Annotated in this window: 11 protein-coding genes, 1 tRNA gene and 1 pseudogene; 4 read left to right on the top strand and 9 right to left on the bottom strand. The window is 63.6% G+C overall.

What is annotated here, in order from left to right; all coding sequences use genetic code 11:
• Window positions 1-13: 13 nt before the first annotated feature.
• Window positions 14-451: a ribonuclease P protein component gene (gene rnpA, locus XI08_RS37840; protein WP_092187202.1), complete on the bottom strand. Its 438-nt coding sequence runs from the start codon at window positions 449-451 to the stop codon at window positions 14-16.
• A gap of 27 nt (window positions 452-478) precedes the next feature.
• Window positions 479-613: a 50S ribosomal protein L34 gene (gene rpmH / locus XI08_RS37835; RefSeq protein ID WP_008542748.1), complete on the bottom strand. Its 135-nt coding sequence runs from the start codon at window positions 611-613 to the stop codon at window positions 479-481.
• A gap of 365 nt (window positions 614-978) precedes the next feature.
• Between rpmH and XI08_RS37830 the strand changes: the two genes are divergently transcribed.
• Together XI08_RS37830 and XI08_RS37825 are read left to right on the top strand one after the other, a co-directional pair.
• On the top strand, window positions 979-2,478 hold the full coding sequence (locus XI08_RS37830) for a sensor histidine kinase (RefSeq protein WP_271578321.1): 1,500 nt from the start codon (window positions 979-981) through the stop codon (window positions 2,476-2,478).
• Window positions 2,479-2,732: 254 nt separating this feature from the next.
• Window positions 2,733-2,809, top strand: a tRNA-Arg gene (locus XI08_RS37825).
• A gap of 80 nt (window positions 2,810-2,889) precedes the next feature.
• On the opposite strand, the gene XI08_RS37820 is transcribed toward XI08_RS37825, so the two are convergent.
• A complete protein-coding gene (locus XI08_RS37820) occupies window positions 2,890-5,517 on the bottom strand; it encodes a bifunctional diguanylate cyclase/phosphodiesterase (protein ID WP_271578320.1) in 2,628 nt (875 codons plus the stop codon).
• Window positions 5,518-5,755: 238 nt separating this feature from the next.
• Between XI08_RS37820 and XI08_RS37815 the strand changes: the two genes are divergently transcribed.
• Window positions 5,756-6,559 (top strand): PstS family phosphate ABC transporter substrate-binding protein, encoded by an 804-nt coding sequence (locus XI08_RS37815; RefSeq protein ID WP_027543496.1) that lies wholly within the window; start codon window positions 5,756-5,758, stop codon window positions 6,557-6,559.
• A gap of 47 nt (window positions 6,560-6,606) precedes the next feature.
• Here XI08_RS37815 and XI08_RS37810 read toward each other — a convergent pair whose 3' ends face one another.
• The 4 genes and pseudogenes from XI08_RS37810 to XI08_RS37800 all read right to left on the bottom strand — a co-directional run bounded on the left by XI08_RS37810 (window position 6,607) and on the right by XI08_RS37800 (window position 11,918).
• The gene (locus XI08_RS37810; RefSeq protein ID WP_271578319.1) at window positions 6,607-7,617 is read right to left on the bottom strand and encodes a 2Fe-2S iron-sulfur cluster-binding protein; all 1,011 of its coding nucleotides are present in this window, start codon (window positions 7,615-7,617) and stop codon (window positions 6,607-6,609) included.
• 96 nt (window positions 7,618-7,713) lie between these two features.
• Complete coding sequence (locus XI08_RS37805; protein WP_271578318.1) at window positions 7,714-9,420, bottom strand: ethylbenzene dehydrogenase-related protein; 1,707 nt, start codon at window positions 9,418-9,420, stop codon at window positions 7,714-7,716.
• A gap of 240 nt (window positions 9,421-9,660) precedes the next feature.
• Window positions 9,661-9,789 (bottom strand): annotated as a pseudogene (locus tag XI08_RS46485) (IS91 family transposase); the annotation flags it as partial.
• A 257-nt stretch (window positions 9,790-10,046) separates the two neighbouring features.
• Window positions 10,047-11,918 carry a caspase family protein gene (locus tag XI08_RS37800; protein WP_271578362.1) on the bottom strand — a complete coding sequence of 624 codons (1,872 nt, stop codon included), beginning with the start codon at window positions 11,916-11,918 and terminating at the stop codon, window positions 10,047-10,049.
• A 251-nt stretch (window positions 11,919-12,169) separates the two neighbouring features.
• Between XI08_RS37800 and XI08_RS37795 the strand changes: the two genes are divergently transcribed.
• Window positions 12,170-13,072: a hypothetical protein gene (locus XI08_RS37795; RefSeq protein ID WP_271578317.1), complete on the top strand. Its 903-nt coding sequence runs from the start codon at window positions 12,170-12,172 to the stop codon at window positions 13,070-13,072.
• 176 nt (window positions 13,073-13,248) lie between these two features.
• On the opposite strand, the gene XI08_RS37790 is transcribed toward XI08_RS37795, so the two are convergent.
• Both XI08_RS37790 and XI08_RS37785 read right to left on the bottom strand, forming a co-directional pair.
• A complete protein-coding gene (locus tag XI08_RS37790; protein ID WP_271578316.1) occupies window positions 13,249-13,569 on the bottom strand; it encodes a hypothetical protein in 321 nt (106 codons plus the stop codon).
• A gap of 13 nt (window positions 13,570-13,582) precedes the next feature.
• Window positions 13,583-18,409 (bottom strand): NAD-glutamate dehydrogenase, encoded by a 4,827-nt coding sequence (locus XI08_RS37785; RefSeq protein ID WP_271578315.1) that lies wholly within the window; start codon window positions 18,407-18,409, stop codon window positions 13,583-13,585.
• Window positions 18,410-18,539: the final 130 nt, after the last annotated feature.

Raw genomic sequence — 18,539 nt, 5'->3', positions numbered from 1 at the left:
TAATGTCTCGTCATCAATCCGGTTTGCGGCTGGCAGCAGGAGCGGTGCCGGGCCCAATGCACTCGGTTCTTGGGCCGCGTCCCTTTGACTGTCCCTTGTGAGATCCCGTGTGAGATCCCTTGGCCGTATGCCGCGCGGGCTTCGAGAACGCTATGCGCAGATCGTCGAGCATGGTGGCGAAGGGACGCGAGAGCGCGTCCCTTCGGCCGACCAGTACATAGTCATGATGGGGCTGCATTGACACCGGATCGAGCCGCTTCACCAGTTCGCGAAGCCGGCGCCGGATGCGATTGCGCTCGGGGGCGTTGCCGTTCTTTTTGGTGACGGTGAAGCCTACTCGGATCGGGCCGCCGTCGTCGCGAGGGCGGCTTTGCAGGACGAACGCGGGACTATTCACCCGCGCGCCATTGGCAACGGCGAGGAAATCCGCCCGCTGCCTCAGCCGATCCATGATGAAATCCCAAAAAGGGGGTCTGGCTCAGGCGCTCAGACGCTTGCGGCCGCGGGCGCGGCGGGCGGCGAGAACCTTGCGGCCGCCGGCAGTGGCGAGACGGGCACGGAAACCGTGACGGCGCTTGCGCACCAGTTTGCTGGGTTGATAAGTCCGCTTCACGGGTTTTTCTCCGCTGACCGGGCAATTTGCCTGTAGAATTGATGGTAAAGTCCGGAAGATGCGGCCCAAAACGGGCCCTTTTTCGGCCCCAAGAGAGCCGCTCCCGGCGTTACACCGGGTCATCGCGGACAATTCGCGCGGCTTATATGCGAGCGCCCCCTTTTCGTCAACGCCACAAGAGCGCAGGATTGCGGTGAATATCGCTGTTTGTGCGGGGTTTTTAATCGGTGAGGTAGCGACTCGCCGTATCAGCGCTTACATCCCACATCGGGAGATTAGCGATCCGTAATTTGACCGGACCGGGGCGGGGCCGCATCCTTCTTCCGCCAGATCGTTCACCGGCCAAATCAGTGAGGACGAATTTCGTGGCAGCGACAGACCTCCAGCCGATCCAGGATACGGATCAGGGGGACCCGCCGGCGATCCGGCCGCGTGGGCCTGCCGGGCTTGGGCTGTCGGGCAAGCTGCTGCTGCTCACCGTCCCCCTGGTGATGATCGCGGCCATTCTGCTCTATGTGCCTGCCATCGCCAACTTCTGGGTCAACCGGCTGAACGACCGCGTGGCCGCGGCCAACACGGCGGCGCTGGTGCTCGACGCCGCGCCGCTCGGCATGGTTCCCGATTCGCTGTCGCGCGAGATCCTGAAAAGCATCAATGCCCGCGCCGTCGCCATCAAGATGGGCCAGCAGCGCCGGCTGCTCGCCAGCGACAATCTGCCGGCCGCGATCGAGCACGACGTTGACCTCCGCGACATGACCGTGTGGGAGGCGATCACCGGCTCGATCCAGATGATGCTGGAGACCGGCAACCAGGCCATCCGCATCGTCGGCCCCGGCGTCGGCAATGCCCAGTTCGTCGAGATCGTGACCGACGAATTGCCGCTGCGGCAGTCGATGTACCGATTCTCCCGCAATGTCGTCGTGGTCGCGCTGATCATCGGGGTGCTGACCGCGGGCCTCGTCTATCTCGCGCTCCACTATCTCTTCGTGCGGCCGATGCGGCGGCTGACCGCGAGCCTGGTCGGCTTCCACGAAAACCCCGAGAGCTCGGCGCGGATCATCGTGCCGAGCCAGCGCAGCGACGAGATCGGGGTCGCCGAACGCGAATTGTCCGACATGCAGCGCGATTTGATGTCGATGCTGCATCAGAAGAGCCGGCTTGCCGCGCTCGGCCTCGCCGTCTCCAAGATCAACCACGATCTGCGCAATTTGCTCGCGTCGGCGCAGCTTCTGTCGGACCAGCTCGCCAGCGTGCCGGATCCGCGGGTGCAGCGCTTTGCGCCCAAGCTCGTGCGCTCGCTCGAGCGCGCCATCGCCTTCTGCCAGTCGACGCTGTCCTACGGCCGCGCCCAGGAGGCCTCGCCCGACCGCCGCATGATCATGATCGAGCCGGTCGTGCTGGAAGTGCGCGAGACCGCGGGCCTTGCCAGCGATGCCTCGATCGCCTGGGTCGCCGCGATCGAGCGCGGGCTCGCGGTCGATGCCGACCCCGACCAGCTGTTCCGCGTGCTGCTCAACCTCGTCCGCAACGCCGCCCAGGCGCTGGAAAGCCATTCCTCCGGCGACGGTGGCGTGCAGCAGATCCGGATCACGGGCAAGCGCGAGGGCGCCGTCGCCATCCTGGAGGTCTCCGACACCGGCCCCGGCGTCCCCCAGAAGACGAGGGACCATCTATTCGAGGCGTTCCAGACCTCGGGGCGCCCCGGCGGCAGCGGGCTTGGCCTCGCTATCGCCGCCGAGCTCGTCCGCGCCCATGGCGGCGACATCCACCTGGTCGAAGGCACCATCGGCGCCACCTTCCGGATCGTCATCCCCGACCGCCCCGTGGAACTGCTCTCCATCCGCAACGAGCGGGCAAGGGCGTAAGGCTCATCGCTGTCATTCCGGGGCGGCGCAGCGCGCCGAACCCGGAATCCGGAGGTTTTGGCGCGAGATTCCAGGTTCGACGCTCCGCATCGGCCCGGAATGACAACGGAAACCGTCACCCCCCTGCAAAATCTCCCCATCCCGGACCTTGCCAACCGGGGCAAGAGCGGTTAGTCAGAGCGCTCTTTCGCACCCCTCCGGCGCTGTCCGGAGGCTGCGTGCGGGCCCCGCCCGCAAACGCTGTTCGCGAAAACGCGCCCGTAGCTCAGCTGGATAGAGCATCAGACTACGAATCTGAGGGTCGGACGTTCGAATCGTTCCGGGCGCGCCATTTTCCTGCCATCCAGAACAAAGCCGCGAACTGTTGCAGAGCTCCCGTCTGGATCGGTGGCCGGTGTCGTCGCCGACCCCTCAGCGGATCATGGTCTTCCGCTCCGCTCCGTCTCGCCTGGGCACCACTTCGACCGCCGAAGCCAAACGGCGCGGCTGGAGCAGGACGGCGAACTCTTCGAGCGGTAGCGGCGGAGAAAAAAGATAACCTTGCGCCATGGTCGCGCCGTTTTCGGCCGCGAACCGAAGGTCTTCTGCCGTTTCAACGCCTTCTACGACCGTTTCGAACCCCAATTCGTCCGCAAGTCCAAGCGCCAGGCGAAGGATCGTCTGCTTTTCGCGGTCTTCCGCGACACCCGCCACGAGCGTGCGATCGAGCTTCACGGCGTCGAAGGGGAGCCTCGCCATCGTCGAAAGATTCGAATAGCCGGCTCCGAAATCGTCCATTGCGAAGCGTATGCCCAATTGCCTGAGCAGGCTTATTCTCTCGCGCACGACGTCAGGATTGCGCATCGCGACCGACTCTGTGATCTCGATCTCGAGCTTGGGCGGCGGGAAGTCGGCCTCGCGAACGGTCGTGATGATATCCCTGATGAACAGCGGGTCTTCGATTTCCGTCGCCGCGACATTTACGGCGAGCACGAGGTTCGAGCCGGCCCGGATCAAGCCCCCGATTTCGGCGAGCGCGCGCCTGAGCACGAAGCGGTCGATCTCCATGATGAGGCCGATCTCTTCCGCGATCTTGATGAAGCGCTGAGGAGGAATGTCGCCCTCCTTCGGGTGATGCCAGCGCGCCAGCGCCTCCACCCCTAGGATGCGGCCATCCGTGCAGGACACCTTGGGCTGGTAATGGACGACGAGCTCTTCATTGCGGATCGCCAGGGCGAGGTCGGTTTCGAGCGCATGGCGGGCACGCGCGACCTCTGCGAGATCCGGAGTGAAGAACGCGTAGGTATTGCGTCCCGAGCTCTTCGCGACGTACATCGCAAGGTCGGCACGGATCAGGAGATCGTCATAGGTTGTGCCGTGGGTGGGCCAGATCGCAATGCCGATGCTGACGCCGATGGTCGCATGGTTGCTCTGGAGCTTGAAGGAAACCTGCAGCGTCTCGATCATCTCGCGGGCACTGAGGCTCGCGGCCTCGATCGTCTTCACCCCGGCGATGATGGCGACGAACTCGTCGCCCCCGACCCGGGCGAGCAGATATTTACCGGCAGCGCCCTTGGACGTCAGCAAATTGCTCAAGCGCTCGGCCACCATCCTGAGCAGCTCGTCGCCAGCCTTGTGCCCGAAAGTGTCGTTGATGGATTTGAAGCCATCCAGGTCGAGGAAGAACAGCGCTCCGCCCTCTTCCGCGCCGATGAGCGCCGGCGCATCGATGCGCATCTTCTCCCGATTGGGAATGCGGCTCACCGTGTCGTAGAAAGCGAGCTGACGAATTCTTCGAGTGCTGGCCCGCAAATGCGTCAGCATTCGCTCGAATGCGAGGCCGAGGCCGCGGACCTCGCCGATGCCCGTTGCGCGGAATTGAACGTCAAGATCGCCACCCGCGATTTCCTGGGCGGTCTTGGCGAGCGCTGAAAGTCCTTTCGTGAGGTGCCTCACGGCGGCCAATAGTGCGACGACCAAGGCACCGAGCGCCAGCGCCGCGGATGCCAGGAACTGCCACATCAGCGAACGCGTATGGGATGCGCCGATCTGGAACATCTGATCGCGTGTCGTCGTCACCAGCGATGCGCTCGCGAACGTACACACCTTGAGCGTCGCCTCGTAATCGACACAGCGCGCGACGTAGTTGCCGTCATCCGAGCGCTGCAGCCCGGCCAAACGCGTCCCGGCGCCGCTGAATCTCACCCCTTCAGGCCCCGCGGAAGACACGATCTCGTTGTCACCCGTGATGATGACCACGCCGGCATTGGCTAGCGAAGTGAAGTTCTCGAGAGTCCGTTCCGTGCGGCCGAGCGGTCGGACGGCGGCAAGCGCGCCGATGAGGTCGCCGAAGTCGTCGAACACGGGCTCGATCGCGGTGTGCGCTATGGTGTGGCGCTGCGGCAGGCCGAGCGCTGACAATTCACGCAATTTGAGCTCATAGGTGCCTTCCTCACCCCGCGGGTGCGAGCGGCTATTGTCCTTGAGGATCGCGTTGAGACTGACAGAGAGAGCGGTACCCTCGAACGCCCGGTTCAGCGCGAGGAGGTCGAGGGGCGTGTTGGCGCCGATCACGCGACCGGTTCCGTCGAAGGCGATCAGCCTTTCGAAGCCGGAGGTCGAAGCAACGACGCTGAGCAGCTCGCGGATAGTCACATCGTTGTTCGAGGCGACCGCCTTGGCGACATCGGCGCGCTGAGCGATCTGACGCAGGCCAGATGCGGTTTCTGCGCCCAGGACCTCGATTCGCGCTCGCGCCAACTGCGCCTCGCCGTCGAGGCGATGAGCGAGCTGGTCTTCCGAGAGTTCACCCAGTGCCGCAGCCTGATGCCTCAGTTGCTGCTGCAGGCGGAGCACCGTCAAGCCACCGATGACGCCGAGCCCGAGGACGCCGGTCGCGAGCACGACGGCAACAAGGCGCATGGCGATAGACGAGGGGAAACCCGGAATCCCGGACAGAACGGCCCAGCGACGCCAGCGGGGCGGCGCCCTCGATGCCTCTGCCATATCCGGGTCAGTCGCCACCACCGCCAGCACCTTGAGCTTACGGGGGCCGGTCAATGTCGCTCATTGAGGCCCCTTCCAGGCGCCAACCTTAGGCGAGTGAAATACCCAAAATCGTCAATTTGATCGTCTATTTGTGGCCGGTTAATTAGCAAATGGTTTTTCTTAACCATCAGATTTTGTGCTTTTTACTTTCTGTCCGCCACAGATGACTCCAAAAGGCACGGCGTTGCGACAACAGATGGTTTAGGTTTCTTTGCCAGATTGCGCACCTCGTCGTTCGAAGGGGTTTGCCATGGCATTTTCGAGGATAACGGCGGTAATTTTGGGCCTCTGCCTTGCGGGGGTGAATGCCGCTAGCGCCGAAACACGCAGGCTCGACATCGTCGGGACCGGAGACGGCATCGATGTCCTCCGCGTCGTCGCCGCGAGCTTCATGCAGCAGGAAGGATCGGCACGGATCGAGGTCCCGCCGAGCATCGGTTCTGGCGGAGGCATCGCGGCCGTGGGGTCCGGCAAGGCGATCTTAGGGCGCATCGCACGCCGCCTGACCGACGCCGAAGCGGCTTCCGGCATCGTCTACAAGGCGATCGCCCGCCTGCCCTCGGCTTTCATCGTCCATCCCGGCTGTGGAGTGAGTGCCGTCACAAGCGATCAGCTCGTTGCGATCTATTCGGGCCGACTCGCGAATTGGAAGGAGCTGGGCGGCACCGATATGCGCATCCGCGTCGTGCGGCGCGAGGACCAGGACAGCACTCTCACCGTGCTACGGGCCAGCATGCCCGGCTGGCATGATCTCGAGATCACCGAGAAATCGAAGACGGCGACGACCACACAGGAAGCGATCGAGACGGTTCGCGATGTCCAAGGCGCGATCGGCTTCGGCCCCTTCTCGCGGCCGTTGGAACAAGGGCTCACCGTGCTTCGCGTGGACGGCCACTACCCGACCGACGCGGATTATCCCTCGAGCGTGGTGCTGGCGCTGATCTATTTAAGCACGTTGCAGGATCCGGACGCCTTGGCCTTTCTACGCTTTGCCGATACGCAGAAGGCGGCCGACGTCATCACCAGCCTCGGGAGTCTGCCCGTCAAGCCGTGAGCCGCCGGGGCTCGCTGGCCGCCGGCGCTGCTGAGCACGGCATCGGCTCACAGGCCGGGGCGATGAGGCTGCTCCCGGCTTCGCCATAGACGGGTGACCTTGTCCATCAGCGATGAGGTTTGAGAGCTCGGCAGGAAAGGATCGGCGTAGCATTGCGCATTGGCCGAGCGCGCCTTGTTCTTCACGATATCGACGAGACCAGCGGGGCCGGCGACGTAGACCGTATCCTCCAGCCCGAGCAGGGGCAGGTAGTGCGATGGGCGCCCGGGCCTGATCGGCAGGGTAGATCCGACCTCCGTCGTCGCGATGACGTCGCGGACACCGTCGTCGATCAGCCACTGCAGCGAGGGAAGCATATAGAGGTTATCGGCATCCCGGCTGCCGGCCACGACCGCCATCTCGCGGTTGCGCTGGGTCGAGCGCGCCGAGCGGGCCAGCGCCCAGATCGGGGCCCAGCCTGCTCCGCCGGCGACCAGCACTAGCGGCCCCTGGCCCTGTCGTAGATAGGCTTGTCCGAAGGGGCCTTGCACATGCGCCGCATGGCCGGGCCTGATGGCCTTGCCGAACTGCCCCGACACGGTGCCGTCATGCAGGCGCCGGATGTGGAAGACGAGTTCGACTTGCTTGAAGGAACCATCGAGTCTGAAGGTCGGGCTGAACTCGCGCGCAGGATAGCCGGAAAACTTGACACGCACATATTGGCCCGGCCGAAACTCGAGCGGCGCCGAGGTCGTCAGCACGACTTCGGCGATCTCTGGCGAGAGTTCGTTGATCTCGGTAACGGCGCACGCCCGCTTCATCGGTAGCGGCAATTCTTCGAATTCGATCTCCGCATCGCCTGCGACCGCGGCCTGGCAGGCGAGCACAGTGCGGCCATGACCCGAGCCGCCGTCATCGACCGAGCCCGAAACGACCGTCACCCGGCAGCTCTGACATTGTCCCGATCTGCAGTCGTGTGGAATGAGGATCGAGCCGCCGAGCGCCGCGTCGATCAGGCTTTCGCCAGCGCGAGCTTCGACGGGCTTGCCGTTGAGGACGAGCCGACAATGCGTCTTCATCGCGAGCCCTCTGGGCGCCGCGAATTTCTGCGAGCAGGCCGCTGCTCGCCGCGCCGTAGTCGCCTCCGGTCGAGCACGCAGCCCCCCATGAGACGCCTAGTCCTGCGTGAGGACACGCACCGGGCGGTTATGGCTCGCATGCCGCGTCTGTGCATGGTCGAAGACAGCGACCCACATGTAGAGATCGCGGGCTGGCACGAAGGCTTTGTCATATCTGCCATCGCTTTTCATGTTGCGCGTCAGCTCGAGCGTCCAATGTCCGTTGCTCCATTTTGAAACCCCGGTGACATTGGCCCGCTCTCCTTCGGTGTCGCCGGCAATAATCACGCCAGGCAGGGTCGTGCCAACGGGAATCCTCGCGTCGGCCTCTGGAGTGTAGGGTTCGCTCTCCCAGTCGAACATGTACCAGCGCCCGTTCTCGTCGTCGCTGCTGTCGGGATTAAGATCGAATTTGCTGAGGGCGGCGACCTGCGCCTTCCAGTCCTTGGGAAGCCGCAGAACCGTGACGGGCCCCTTGTCGTTCCTGCGGATGAACTTGAAATTATACGAATAAAGAGTGCGACCAGGCTTGTTCCAATAGCCGCCCTGGTAGCGGGCATCGTAATTTTGCTCGTCCAGGGTCGGGGCGTAGGGCGGGCCGATATATTGGCTGTCGACACGCCCGAGCATGCCCCCGCGCGACGCCTTCCACTGCCACATGTCTATGTAGCTGCCATCCGTCGTGTAGTGGAAGCCCCGGCCGTTGATCGGCATCGGTTTGCCGGGCAGCGGGTTGGTGCCGAGATCCGTCGCGCCTGCGCCGCCGAGCGATGGATTATCAGAGAAAATGACCGCAAGTTTATCCTCGTAGAAGTCGACGGCGTCTTGCAGGCCCGCACGCTCGTCGAGGACGTGCCAGCCATCCTCCTTCTTGATGATCGGAATGCGGCGCAGGGAGCGCGTGGGATCTTCCCAGCGGAAGGCGAAATAGATCTTCTGCCCGTCGTGCAGGGCGCGCACCTCCACGAGCGATTCGCCCGATCCGCCGAGATTGGCACCCTGCTGCGTGCGGATGAAGACGGGGCGCGCGCGCGACCAGGCGGGATCGCCCATGGCGCCGTCCAGCTTGGGCGCGTCGCTCACCCGCGCGACGACGAGCGTATCGCGCGTCGCCCAGTCGAGCCCGGCGACGCCGCACGCGACTGCCACCCCGATTGCAGCGGCGACGAGAAGAGGCCTCGGCCGCAGGGCCTTCGTGATCGCGAGCGGGGCCGGCCGAAACACGCGGAAAATCTGCAGCCAGCCGCCATAGAGATAATGCGCGGCGACATGCGCGAAGATATAGGCGAGCGCAACGTAGGCGGCGGTCGAGTGGAGATAAGCCCACCAGCCGCCATAGCCGAGATACATCATGACGCCCGTCGCCGTGAGGAAGGTCACGAGCGCATAGACGAACCAGTGCAGGATGACGTTGACGGCCCCCCACTTGAGGCGAGCCGGAGCGCGCATCGCGAGGATCCGCGTCTTCTTGGGGCTGTTGCGCTCGACGAGGCCGCTGCGCGCGAGGTAGGCGACGTAGGCCGACCCGCAGAAGAAGACGGCGAGTCCCGCGAGGAAATGCCAGGAAAAGATCTCGCCCTGCGGCAGGACCGGAGCGAGCCATTTCGAGAAGGGGGCGCGCAGCGCGTCTGCTGCGATGCGTAGGCCGGTAACGAGGCTTACGACGAACGCGAACGCGGTCGCCCAATGGAGCGTTATCGTCCCGACATCCGTGCGTGGCGGGCCTTCGTGAGGCTTCGTTTGAGCGAGGCTTCTCTCGGTCAAGGCGTCGGCGTTCGTTCGAGCGGTGTCATTTTTCATTGCATAAAGCTTACCCACGGTAAACCGGCAGAGCCACAGCGTCCGCTTTTCGCTCTTCCGAGAAAAGCGGACAGCTGCGATCAAGCTACCTTCGCGATATCATAAGCAAGTTATCAAGTCTGGCGAGATTGCTCGTTTCGCGACAATTCGTCCCCGGTCGGCCGTCCCTTGGACATTCGAGAAGGCGCGAGCGTCACGAGGTTTATCGGGCCCGCCGAACGGCCGCTTTGCGTAGACGACCCGCTCCGCTTGCGCAGTGGCGCCAGAGAGGCCGCGAAGCATTGGGGATTTGGCGAGATGGGCGTGGTCGCCGAAGAAGCTAAGGCGGCCGGATCCCAGTCAAAGCGGTCGGCCAAGGAGCCGCCCTTGGGGCATACGCCGTTGGGGGCCGTAGGTAGCCTTCAGCGTGTCGATCCTCCCCAGGAACTTGAATTTATATAACAATTTCAATTATATATGAGTTCACGGTTTGTTCTGAAGGGCGCGCCAGTTTCCGAATGGCTTGCGCATAGACTTCCGCCGATCGATATTTTCGTGTCGCTTTGGAGAAGAATCCACGATGCAGCTCGGGTGATGAGCCTGCAGCAACGCTAGTTCGTCGCGATACATCGCTTTTGACGACGGATCCCGTGAGCCTGCGATCCTCCGATCAGTTCGAGGACTTGTCCCCGCGGGCAGGCGCTGCTTTGGACGATCATTCGCTGGCCGGTCGGAATTGATCCATCGGGCGGCTCACCCGGCAATCGGCGATTGGGAGAAAATTCGGTCGGCGGCAGAGACCTCTGCGGCTTCGAACTTCCCGCTGATGATTCGTCCGGAGCTCTCGAAGATATGTTCTTCCTGGGACGCGCACAGTTTCCATCATCCTGCAGCTCGAGGCCGCTCTTGCAGGTGATCTTCGTGCAAGCGTCTCCCTCTGCCCGGTAACCATGGTCACAGACAAGCGGGCATACCCTCGGCGCACGAGCCTTGATCGCATCGATGGTGTCGATGGATACGGCCTGCACGTCGAATTCGGTACCGGCATACTTATCGAACAGACTCAGCGAACGGCGTGACGATGCATTCCAGTCGCCATCCGCGGCAGTCGTCAAACATCCGACGCGGCGCAGCTCCAGCTGAGCGAGCTTCGCCATTTCTTGCGGCGACAGACTGGGTTGCGAGACCGTCGGCTGGACGGCGGCAATCTTCTGAGCGGCTTCATCAGCCGACTTCTTATCGGCAGCCTGCTTTACGGCCTGCTCCGCCGCAGCCTTTTCACTCGCAAGTCTGTCAGCGAGCGCCTTCTCGGCCGCTTGCTTTTCGGCTAGCGCCTTGACCACGGCGGCCTCCGCTTCTTTCCTTCGTTGCTCGGCCGCTTCTGCCTTTGCTTCCTCGATCTGCTTGGCCTTTTCCGCCGCAAGACGGTGCTCCTCGGCAGACTTGGCTGCGGCAGCTGCCCTGTCCTGATCGGCCTTCTTCGCACGCTCTGCGACCAACCTGGCTTTCTCCTCGTCGGCCTGCCGAGCCTTTTCTGCAGCCGCCGCGCGTGCCTCCTCGGCAGCGATCTTGTTCAGTTGGCCTTTGGCCAAATTGGCGTAAAACCCCTCCGGATATTGCGCGAGAAAAGCGGTCCAGCCATCCCTTGTACCGAGCTGCAATGAGAATTCGTAATCCTTGCGGACTGTTTCCAGCGGACTCGCCTGCGGGCCAGCTGCGACCGGCTTGGCCGGCACAAGCGTAACGTCATTGCCACCGAGCGAGCCATAGACATAAGGCTCCTGCTTGAAGCTCGTGTTCTTCAACACATCGTCACGGACAAACCCAAACGCCTTGCGCAGATCAAGGCCGGGCTTCGTTAGATGATCGGCGAGGGCCGAAGCAAACGGGCTGTTCTTCGAGTCGCCGTCCGACGCTGTCGATCCAGCCTTGGCCGCAAAGGCGATCATCGTGTTCGCGCTGTTTGGCTCAACCTTTGCCAGCCCCCGTCCAATCGCGCGCGAGGACAGCGTGCGCTTCATCGTTTTGGCGAAGGGATTATCGCGACAAGCATCCAGAATGACGAGACGAAGCTGCTTGGCAGGTTCGATCGTTACCAACACCCGATCCAGAGGAAAGGCTTCGTCATATACATCGGTATCAGTCTCGAGAACCGCGTCCGTGGGAATCAGGTAGTTGCTGCCGTCGACCTCGAGGCCATGGCCGGCATAGTAAACCACGGCCATCTCGGCATCGCGCGTTTTCGTGCCGAACTCGCGCATCTCCGCAGTATTAAGATCGAGCTTGACGTCCACCACATCGAAACCGGCAGTCTGGAACATCTTGCCGATCAGACCTGCATCGTTGATCGGGTTGCCGAGCCGCGGAACGGTCTTATAGGCGGAGTTGCCGATAACGAGGGCGACGCGCTTTTGGGCGAGCGCCGGTTCACACCCGAGCCAGGCAAGGAAAATGATTATGGAAAAGATGCGAAATACGCCGATCACAACCCCAAATCACTATGTGACCAGAGTATTCGCAGAATGGACAAACGCAACTGCCATTCTGTGACTTGCATCACTCTCATAGAGATGGGGTAAATGAGTGGACCCCTAGACTCCTGCTTAACAGCATGATCTCACCCCACCGGCCGACTGCCCATTTCCGCTCATGGTCCACCAAGATAGGGGCACGGCGAACGAATAGTGCCCATCTTCATCGAGCGCGGCGTGCCATTTCCATAGTAAGTTGTCCCATGCGTCCAATCGATCGTCTGTTCTCCTGCCTCGTCCTGTTTCTTGCAATCGCAGCCGTCCCGGTCCTTCCCGCGCGCGCGGCCGAAACCTGCCCGTTCATCAGCGCCCAGGAGCTCGCCGGCGCGATGCCGGCGCTCAAATGGTCGCTGATTTCAAATCAGGACGGCCGCGGCTGCATCTACCAGGCCGGCCGCGGCGACACGATGATGTTGAGCGTGTTCCGGAATCCCGACAAGGACCGCGCCAGGGAATTGTATGCGACCTTCGTCAAGACGCTCGGCGAGCGCATGCCGCTGAACGCGGTGTCCGGGATCGGCGACGAAGGCCAGGGCGGAACGAGCGCCGCCGGCGCGCAGCGCCAGGAGGCCTCGGTCGTCGCCTTGTCCGGTGATTACATCCTGCAGATCAGCGTCTATCCGATCGGCCGGCGTGCCGACGATGCGCTGCTCGGACCGATCACCGAAGCCGCGCGCGTTGCCATCGGGAAGGTGAGCAAGAGCAGCGAGCGGTTCGGCAATTGCGAGTGGCTCACGGCCGCGGATGCCGACGGCTTTCTCGACAAGGGCACGCTGACGGTCCAGCGGACCGGCGCGGGCAGCTGCATGATGTTCGATCGCGAGGCCAACACCATGACCGTCGCGGTGATCGCGATCTCGCGCGACACCGTCATCAGCATGATGAAGCGCACGGGCCCGTGCCAACACGTGGCGATACCCGAGTTCGGCAGTGAAGCGTTCGGCGAGCATTCCTGCACCAAGGGCAACGGCAACGCCGTCAACATCTATGTCTGGAAGAACGGCAGGCAGGCTTCGATCCTGTTCGCGCCGGTCAAGCCGCATCCTGAGTCCGGCTCGGTCGAGCGCCTGAAGGCGGTCGCCGGGCGAGTCTATGGAAAACTGTAACGGCGCCGCGTGACAGCGCCGGTGCACGCGCCCGTGGCTCGGCTGGATAGAGCGTCAGACTACGCAGAGTGGCACAGCGAAACAATAGTACCCATCTTCATCGGCGGTGGTGCGCCATTTCCGCTTCGCTTGCGATGCCGCCAATCAATGGTGGCCTTTGCTGTGCTTCCCGTGGCTTACGGGATGCTTGCCACGACGTTGGGCCGGTTTTTCTCGAGCCAGGCGACGGCCTCGGGTCCATCGACGACACATGCGAAGGTTTCCCAGGTCGGGTCCTCCAGGGATTCCGATTGCAGTCGCGTCGCCGCATACTCGACGAGGTCGTGCAAGCCTTCGTATCCTCGTCGATGCTCGAGAGACTCTGCGATCGCCGTGCTGGTCCATCCTCGTTGGGCCAAATCGATGATGCTCGGAGCAGCAGCCTCGTTGAACCACGGTGTGGCGTCGAACTCGATACAGCGGACATTGTCGGCGGTATGGCAAGTGGCGTGAATCATTGGCTTCCTCCCTCTAGGCCTTGACCAGATCCCCCAGCAAGTTCGCGGCCACCATGAGCTTGGCGAGCGTCAGGCCACCGGCGGCTATCTCTTCGACCGCACGGCGGATGCGCGTCGCCTCGGGGTGAGCTGCAAGCCAGGTCTCCGCGGCCTGCTGACCGGATTGGCCGGTTGCCAGCATAGCTGCGGTCAGGCGTCTTTCGGCTGCCGCGATCAGTTCGACGGCGCGGTCGATGGCCAGGCGTTCGAAATGATCGCTGGCAGCCACGCTGCGCGCGGCGGCCACGATGCGGTCGAGGCGGAAATTGGCCTCAGTGGCAAAGAACGTCGCAGTGGCATCGCGGATGCTGCGGCTGGTGCGCTCGGCGACCGTCACGATATCAGGCGCCGAGACCAGAGCGTCGAGGTCCGCCAATTCGCCGGCGAGGCCGGTCGGGACGCCGGCATCGGTCAGTTCCTGCCGGCGCTTGCCGCGCGCGGCTTGCAAGTCCGGTGGCAGGGCGTCGTCGAGGGAGGCTGCGATCTCGCGGACGGCAGGGCCAAACCGGGCGTTGATCGCGCTCAGCCCATCCTTGAAATCGACATTGCGCACATACCAGACCATGCGGGAGAGCAGGAGATCCTGGATCGCCGCGTAGAGGCTGAGCTGCAACTGCCCGTCGATACGTGTGTCGAGCGCGTCGATCGCGTCATTGAGTCGCCTGAGCTCGTAGATCGCGTCCACCGCCACCTGCGCCATGACGATGGTCGAGATATCAGCGTCGGTCTCGTCGGTCAGGCGCACGATGCAGGCCGGGCCCCCGCGGTTGATCACGGCATTGACGAGACTGGTCGCGATGATCTCGCGTCGGAGGCGATGGAGCTCGACCGCGGTCGGGAATTTGTCGAGAATCTCGCGCGGAAAATACAGGGACAGTCTGCGGGCGAGATAAGGATCATCCGGCACGCCGGTGAGGAGCAGGTCTTCGTAGAGTGTCAGCTTGGCGTAGGCGAGCAATACGGCAAGCTCCGGCCGTGTCAGGGCCTGGCCGCGCCTCGTGCGCTCGACGATCGCTGCATCGTCGGGCAGGAATTCCACGGCGCGGCTGAGCAGGTGACGCTGCTCGAGCGACTGCATCAGGCGGGTGAGGAAGCCGGTCTCGGCCACGCCCTTGCGTTCGGCAAGCGAGAGCGCCAGCGTCTGGAGGTAGTTGTTGCGCAGCACCAGCGTGCCGACTTCGTCGGTCATCGCGGCGAGCAGGGTGTTGCGGTCAGCCGGGCTGAGACGTCCCTCGCGCTCGGGACGCGCCAATGCAATCTTGATGTTGACCTCGACGTCGGACGTATTCACGCCGGCGGAATTGTCGATCGCGTCGGTGTTGAGCTTGACGCCCGCCTGCGCCGCTTCGATGCGGCCGCGCTGGGTGACGCCGAGATTGGCGCCTTCGCCGATCACCCTGGCGCGAACCTCGGTCCCGGTGATGCGGATCGGATCATTGGCGCGGTCGCCGGCCTGATCGTCGCTCTCCGCCGACGCCCGGATGTAGGTGCCGATGCCGCCGAACCACAGCAAGTCCGCGCGCGCCTTCAGGATCGCCGTCATCACCTCGAACGGCGTGGCCTGCTCCTTGTCGAGATCGAGCAGGGCGCGCACTTCCGGTGCGAGCGGTATAGCCTTGAGCGAGCGCGAGAACACGCCGCCGCCCTGCGAGATCAGCGTCTTGTTGTAGTCCTGCCAGCTCGATCGCGGCAGGTCGAACAGGCGCTTGCGTTCGGCGAAGCCGCTCGCCGGATCAGGCGAGGGATCGATGAAGATGTCGCGGTGATCGAAAGCCGCGACGAGCTTCGTCGCCGGCGAGAGCAGCATGCCGTTGCCGAAGACGTCGCCGGACATGTCGCCGACGCCGACCACGGTGAAAGGCATGGTCTGAATGTCGGTGCCGAGCTCGCGGAAGTGGCGCTTGACCGCCTCCCAGGCGCCGCGCGCCGTGATCCCCATCTTCTTGTGGTCGTAGCCCTGGCTGCCGCCGGAGGCGAAGGCATCGCTGAGCCAATGGTGCTTCTCGGCCGAAATCGCGTTGGCGACGTCGGAGAAGGTGGCGGTGCCCTTGTCGGCGGCGACGACGAGGTAGGGGTCGTCGCCGTCGTGCCGCACGGTCAAGTCGGGCGGCACGACGACGTCGCCGTCGAGATTGTCGGTGAGTTCGAGCAGCGAGCGAACGAAGATGCGATAGGCTTCGGTACCCTCCGCGAGCCACGCCTCGCGATCGGAGGGCGGCGGCAGGCGCTTGGGCACGAAGCCGCCCTTGGCGCCGACCGGCACGATCACGGCGTTCTTGACCTGCTGCGCTTTCACCAGGCCGAGGATCTCGGTGCGGAAATCCTGCGGCCGATCGGACCAGCGCAAGCCACCGCGCGCAACCTTGCCGAAGCGCAGGTGAATGCCTTCGACGCGGGGTGAATAGACGAAAATCTCATAGAGTGGTCGCGGAGCGGGCAGGTCATCGATCTTGCGCGCGTCGAACTTGAAGGAGATCACCGGACGCGGATGTCCGTCCTCGCCGACCTGCCACAAATTGGTGCGGATGGTCGACTGCACCAGATTGGTGAAACGGCGCAGGATGCGGTCTTCATCGAGCGAGGCGACGGATTTGAGCTGCTCCTCGATCTCGGCAAGCAGAGTTGTCTCGCGCGCCGAACGCTCGCGATCGGTAAGGACGAGGCGCGGATCGCGGCGGGCCTGGAACAGCGCGACGAGGTTGGCTGTGATCGCGGCGTTCTTGCGCAAGGTCTCCCACATATAGTCCTGGCTGAACGGCGCGCGGATCTGGTGTAGATAGCGGGATAGCGCCCGGATGGTCGAGACTTCCCGCCAGCCCAGGGCCGTGCGCAGGATCAGGGCGTTGTATCCGTCGGATTCGGCGCGATCGGTGACCACTGCCATGATCGAGGCTTCCAGCCGATGGCTGAATTCCCGGCTGATCTCGATTGGCTGGCCATCGCTGGTTTCGATCGTCATGTCGTGCAGCCAGACCGGCTCGGGCCTGTTACCGGGCACGATCTGATAGGTGCGTTCGTCGACCACGCGCAGGCCGTGATTTTCAATCACCGGTACGCGATAGGACAGCGACAACGGTGCCGCGTCCGAAAACACCTTCAGGCCGAAGCGCCTGGGATCATCCTCGCCCTTGTCGCGGTGGACCGAGATCGTCACCGGGCGGGCTGGGGTCAGCCTTTCGATGGTCGCGATATCGGCGATCGCCTGTTCCGCCGTGGACACCTCGGTATAGCCGCCGGTAAAGGCCTGGGCATAGCGATTGGCGAGCATGCGCGCCCGCATGCCATCGGTCGACGCAGCCAGCGCGGCCTTCAGCTTGTCGGCCCAGGTCGCGGCAATGGCGCTGATCCCGGCTTCCAGCGTGGCGCGCTCGACGGCGGGAGTCTTACCTTCATAGCGGCCGATGATGTAGTGGACGCGCGCCAATGCTCCTTCGGGGAAGGACACGTAGGAGGCCGACAGCGTCCCCTTGTAGATCTGCGCCAGGAAGGCGCCGACGCGCGTGCGCACGTCGGTGTCGTATTTGTCGCGCGGAATGAAGACGAGGATGGAGACGAAGCGATCGAACTTGTCGACCCGGGCCAGCGCCCGGACGCGGGGGCGCTCATACAGGATCAAGATCTCCATGACGAAATTGAAGAGAGTGTCGACGTCGACCTGGAAGAGCTCGTCGCGCGGATAATCCTCGAGCATATGCATCAAGGCCTTGCCCGAATGGCTGTTCGGGTCGAAGCCGGCGCGCTGGAGCACCCGTGTCACCTTGTGGCGAATATAGGGGATCTGTCGCGCCGAGCGCGTATACGCGCCCGAGGTGAACAGGCCGACGACACGCAATTCGCCCTCGAGCCAGCCGTCGGGCGCGTAGAGCTTGATGCCGACATAGTCCATCCGGATGCGGCGATGAACGCGGCTGCTCACATTGGCCTTGATGACGATCAGCAGGGTCGGCTCGCGCATGAACTCGCGAATTTCCGGCGTCATCACCACCATTTCGTTGCCGCGGCGCAGGACCTTCGCATCGGGATCGCGGAGGATGCCGAGGCCCTCGGCGGTCGTGATGTCATCCGATACGTCCTTCTCGGGCGAGAAGCGATATTCGCGCACGCCGAGAAAGGTGAAATTGTCCGCGCACAGCCATTGCAGGAACTGGTTGGCCTCGGCGACCTCGTCGATCGGCAGCGGCGGCGGATTGGACGAGAAAGTCTTGATCGCGTCCTCGACCCGGTCGCGCATGGCGCGCCAGTCGACGACGCAGGCGCGCACGTCGCCGAGCGTCCTGGTGAGGCCGTCAATCAGCCTGTCGCGGTCAGCGTCGGCGTCCAGGCGGGTGATGTGGAGGTGAATCAGGCTCTCTCGCGCGCCCTTTGATCCCTCCGGGAGGGCTTCGCCGTAGAAGTGCAGCAGCTTGCCCTGGTCATCGCGCTCCACCGCGATGATGGGGTGAGCGACGAGGGTGACTTCGATGCCCTGCTCGGCGATTTCAGCCATGGTGGAATCGAACAGGAAGGGCATGTTGTCGTTGAGGATTTCGAGCACGGAGATCTCGCGCCCATCCGGCATCATCGGATTGACGATGCGGATATCGGCACGACCGGCCGTGCGCCGCTGCACGTGCTCCCAGGCCTGCTCCGCCAGGAGGGCAAGCGAGGAGGCATCGTAGTTGGCGAGATCCTCGCTATTGGTGTAGCCGAACAGAAGCTCGGCAAAGGTCCGGGGGGCCTTGCCCGGCTGCACGCTTTCCGCCGCGTCGTGGATCAGAGTTGCCCGGGCCTTGTCGTCGCGCCATGCCATAGCGTCCTCCATATCCCGGCCGACGAATCGCAAATGCGGTCAGGCGTTGTTTTTGAAGTGCGTCTCTGCGCGCGCCATCGTCTCGACCGTATTTCAATCGCGTCGGTCTTGCGGCCTTCACGATACTAGCATCTCGAAGCCG

The organism is Bradyrhizobium sp. CCBAU 11361 (genome assembly GCF_028128935.1).
Taxonomy (GTDB): domain Bacteria; phylum Pseudomonadota; class Alphaproteobacteria; order Rhizobiales; family Xanthobacteraceae; genus Bradyrhizobium; species Bradyrhizobium niftali.
This window is presented reverse-complemented; position numbering and strand designations above follow the sequence as displayed.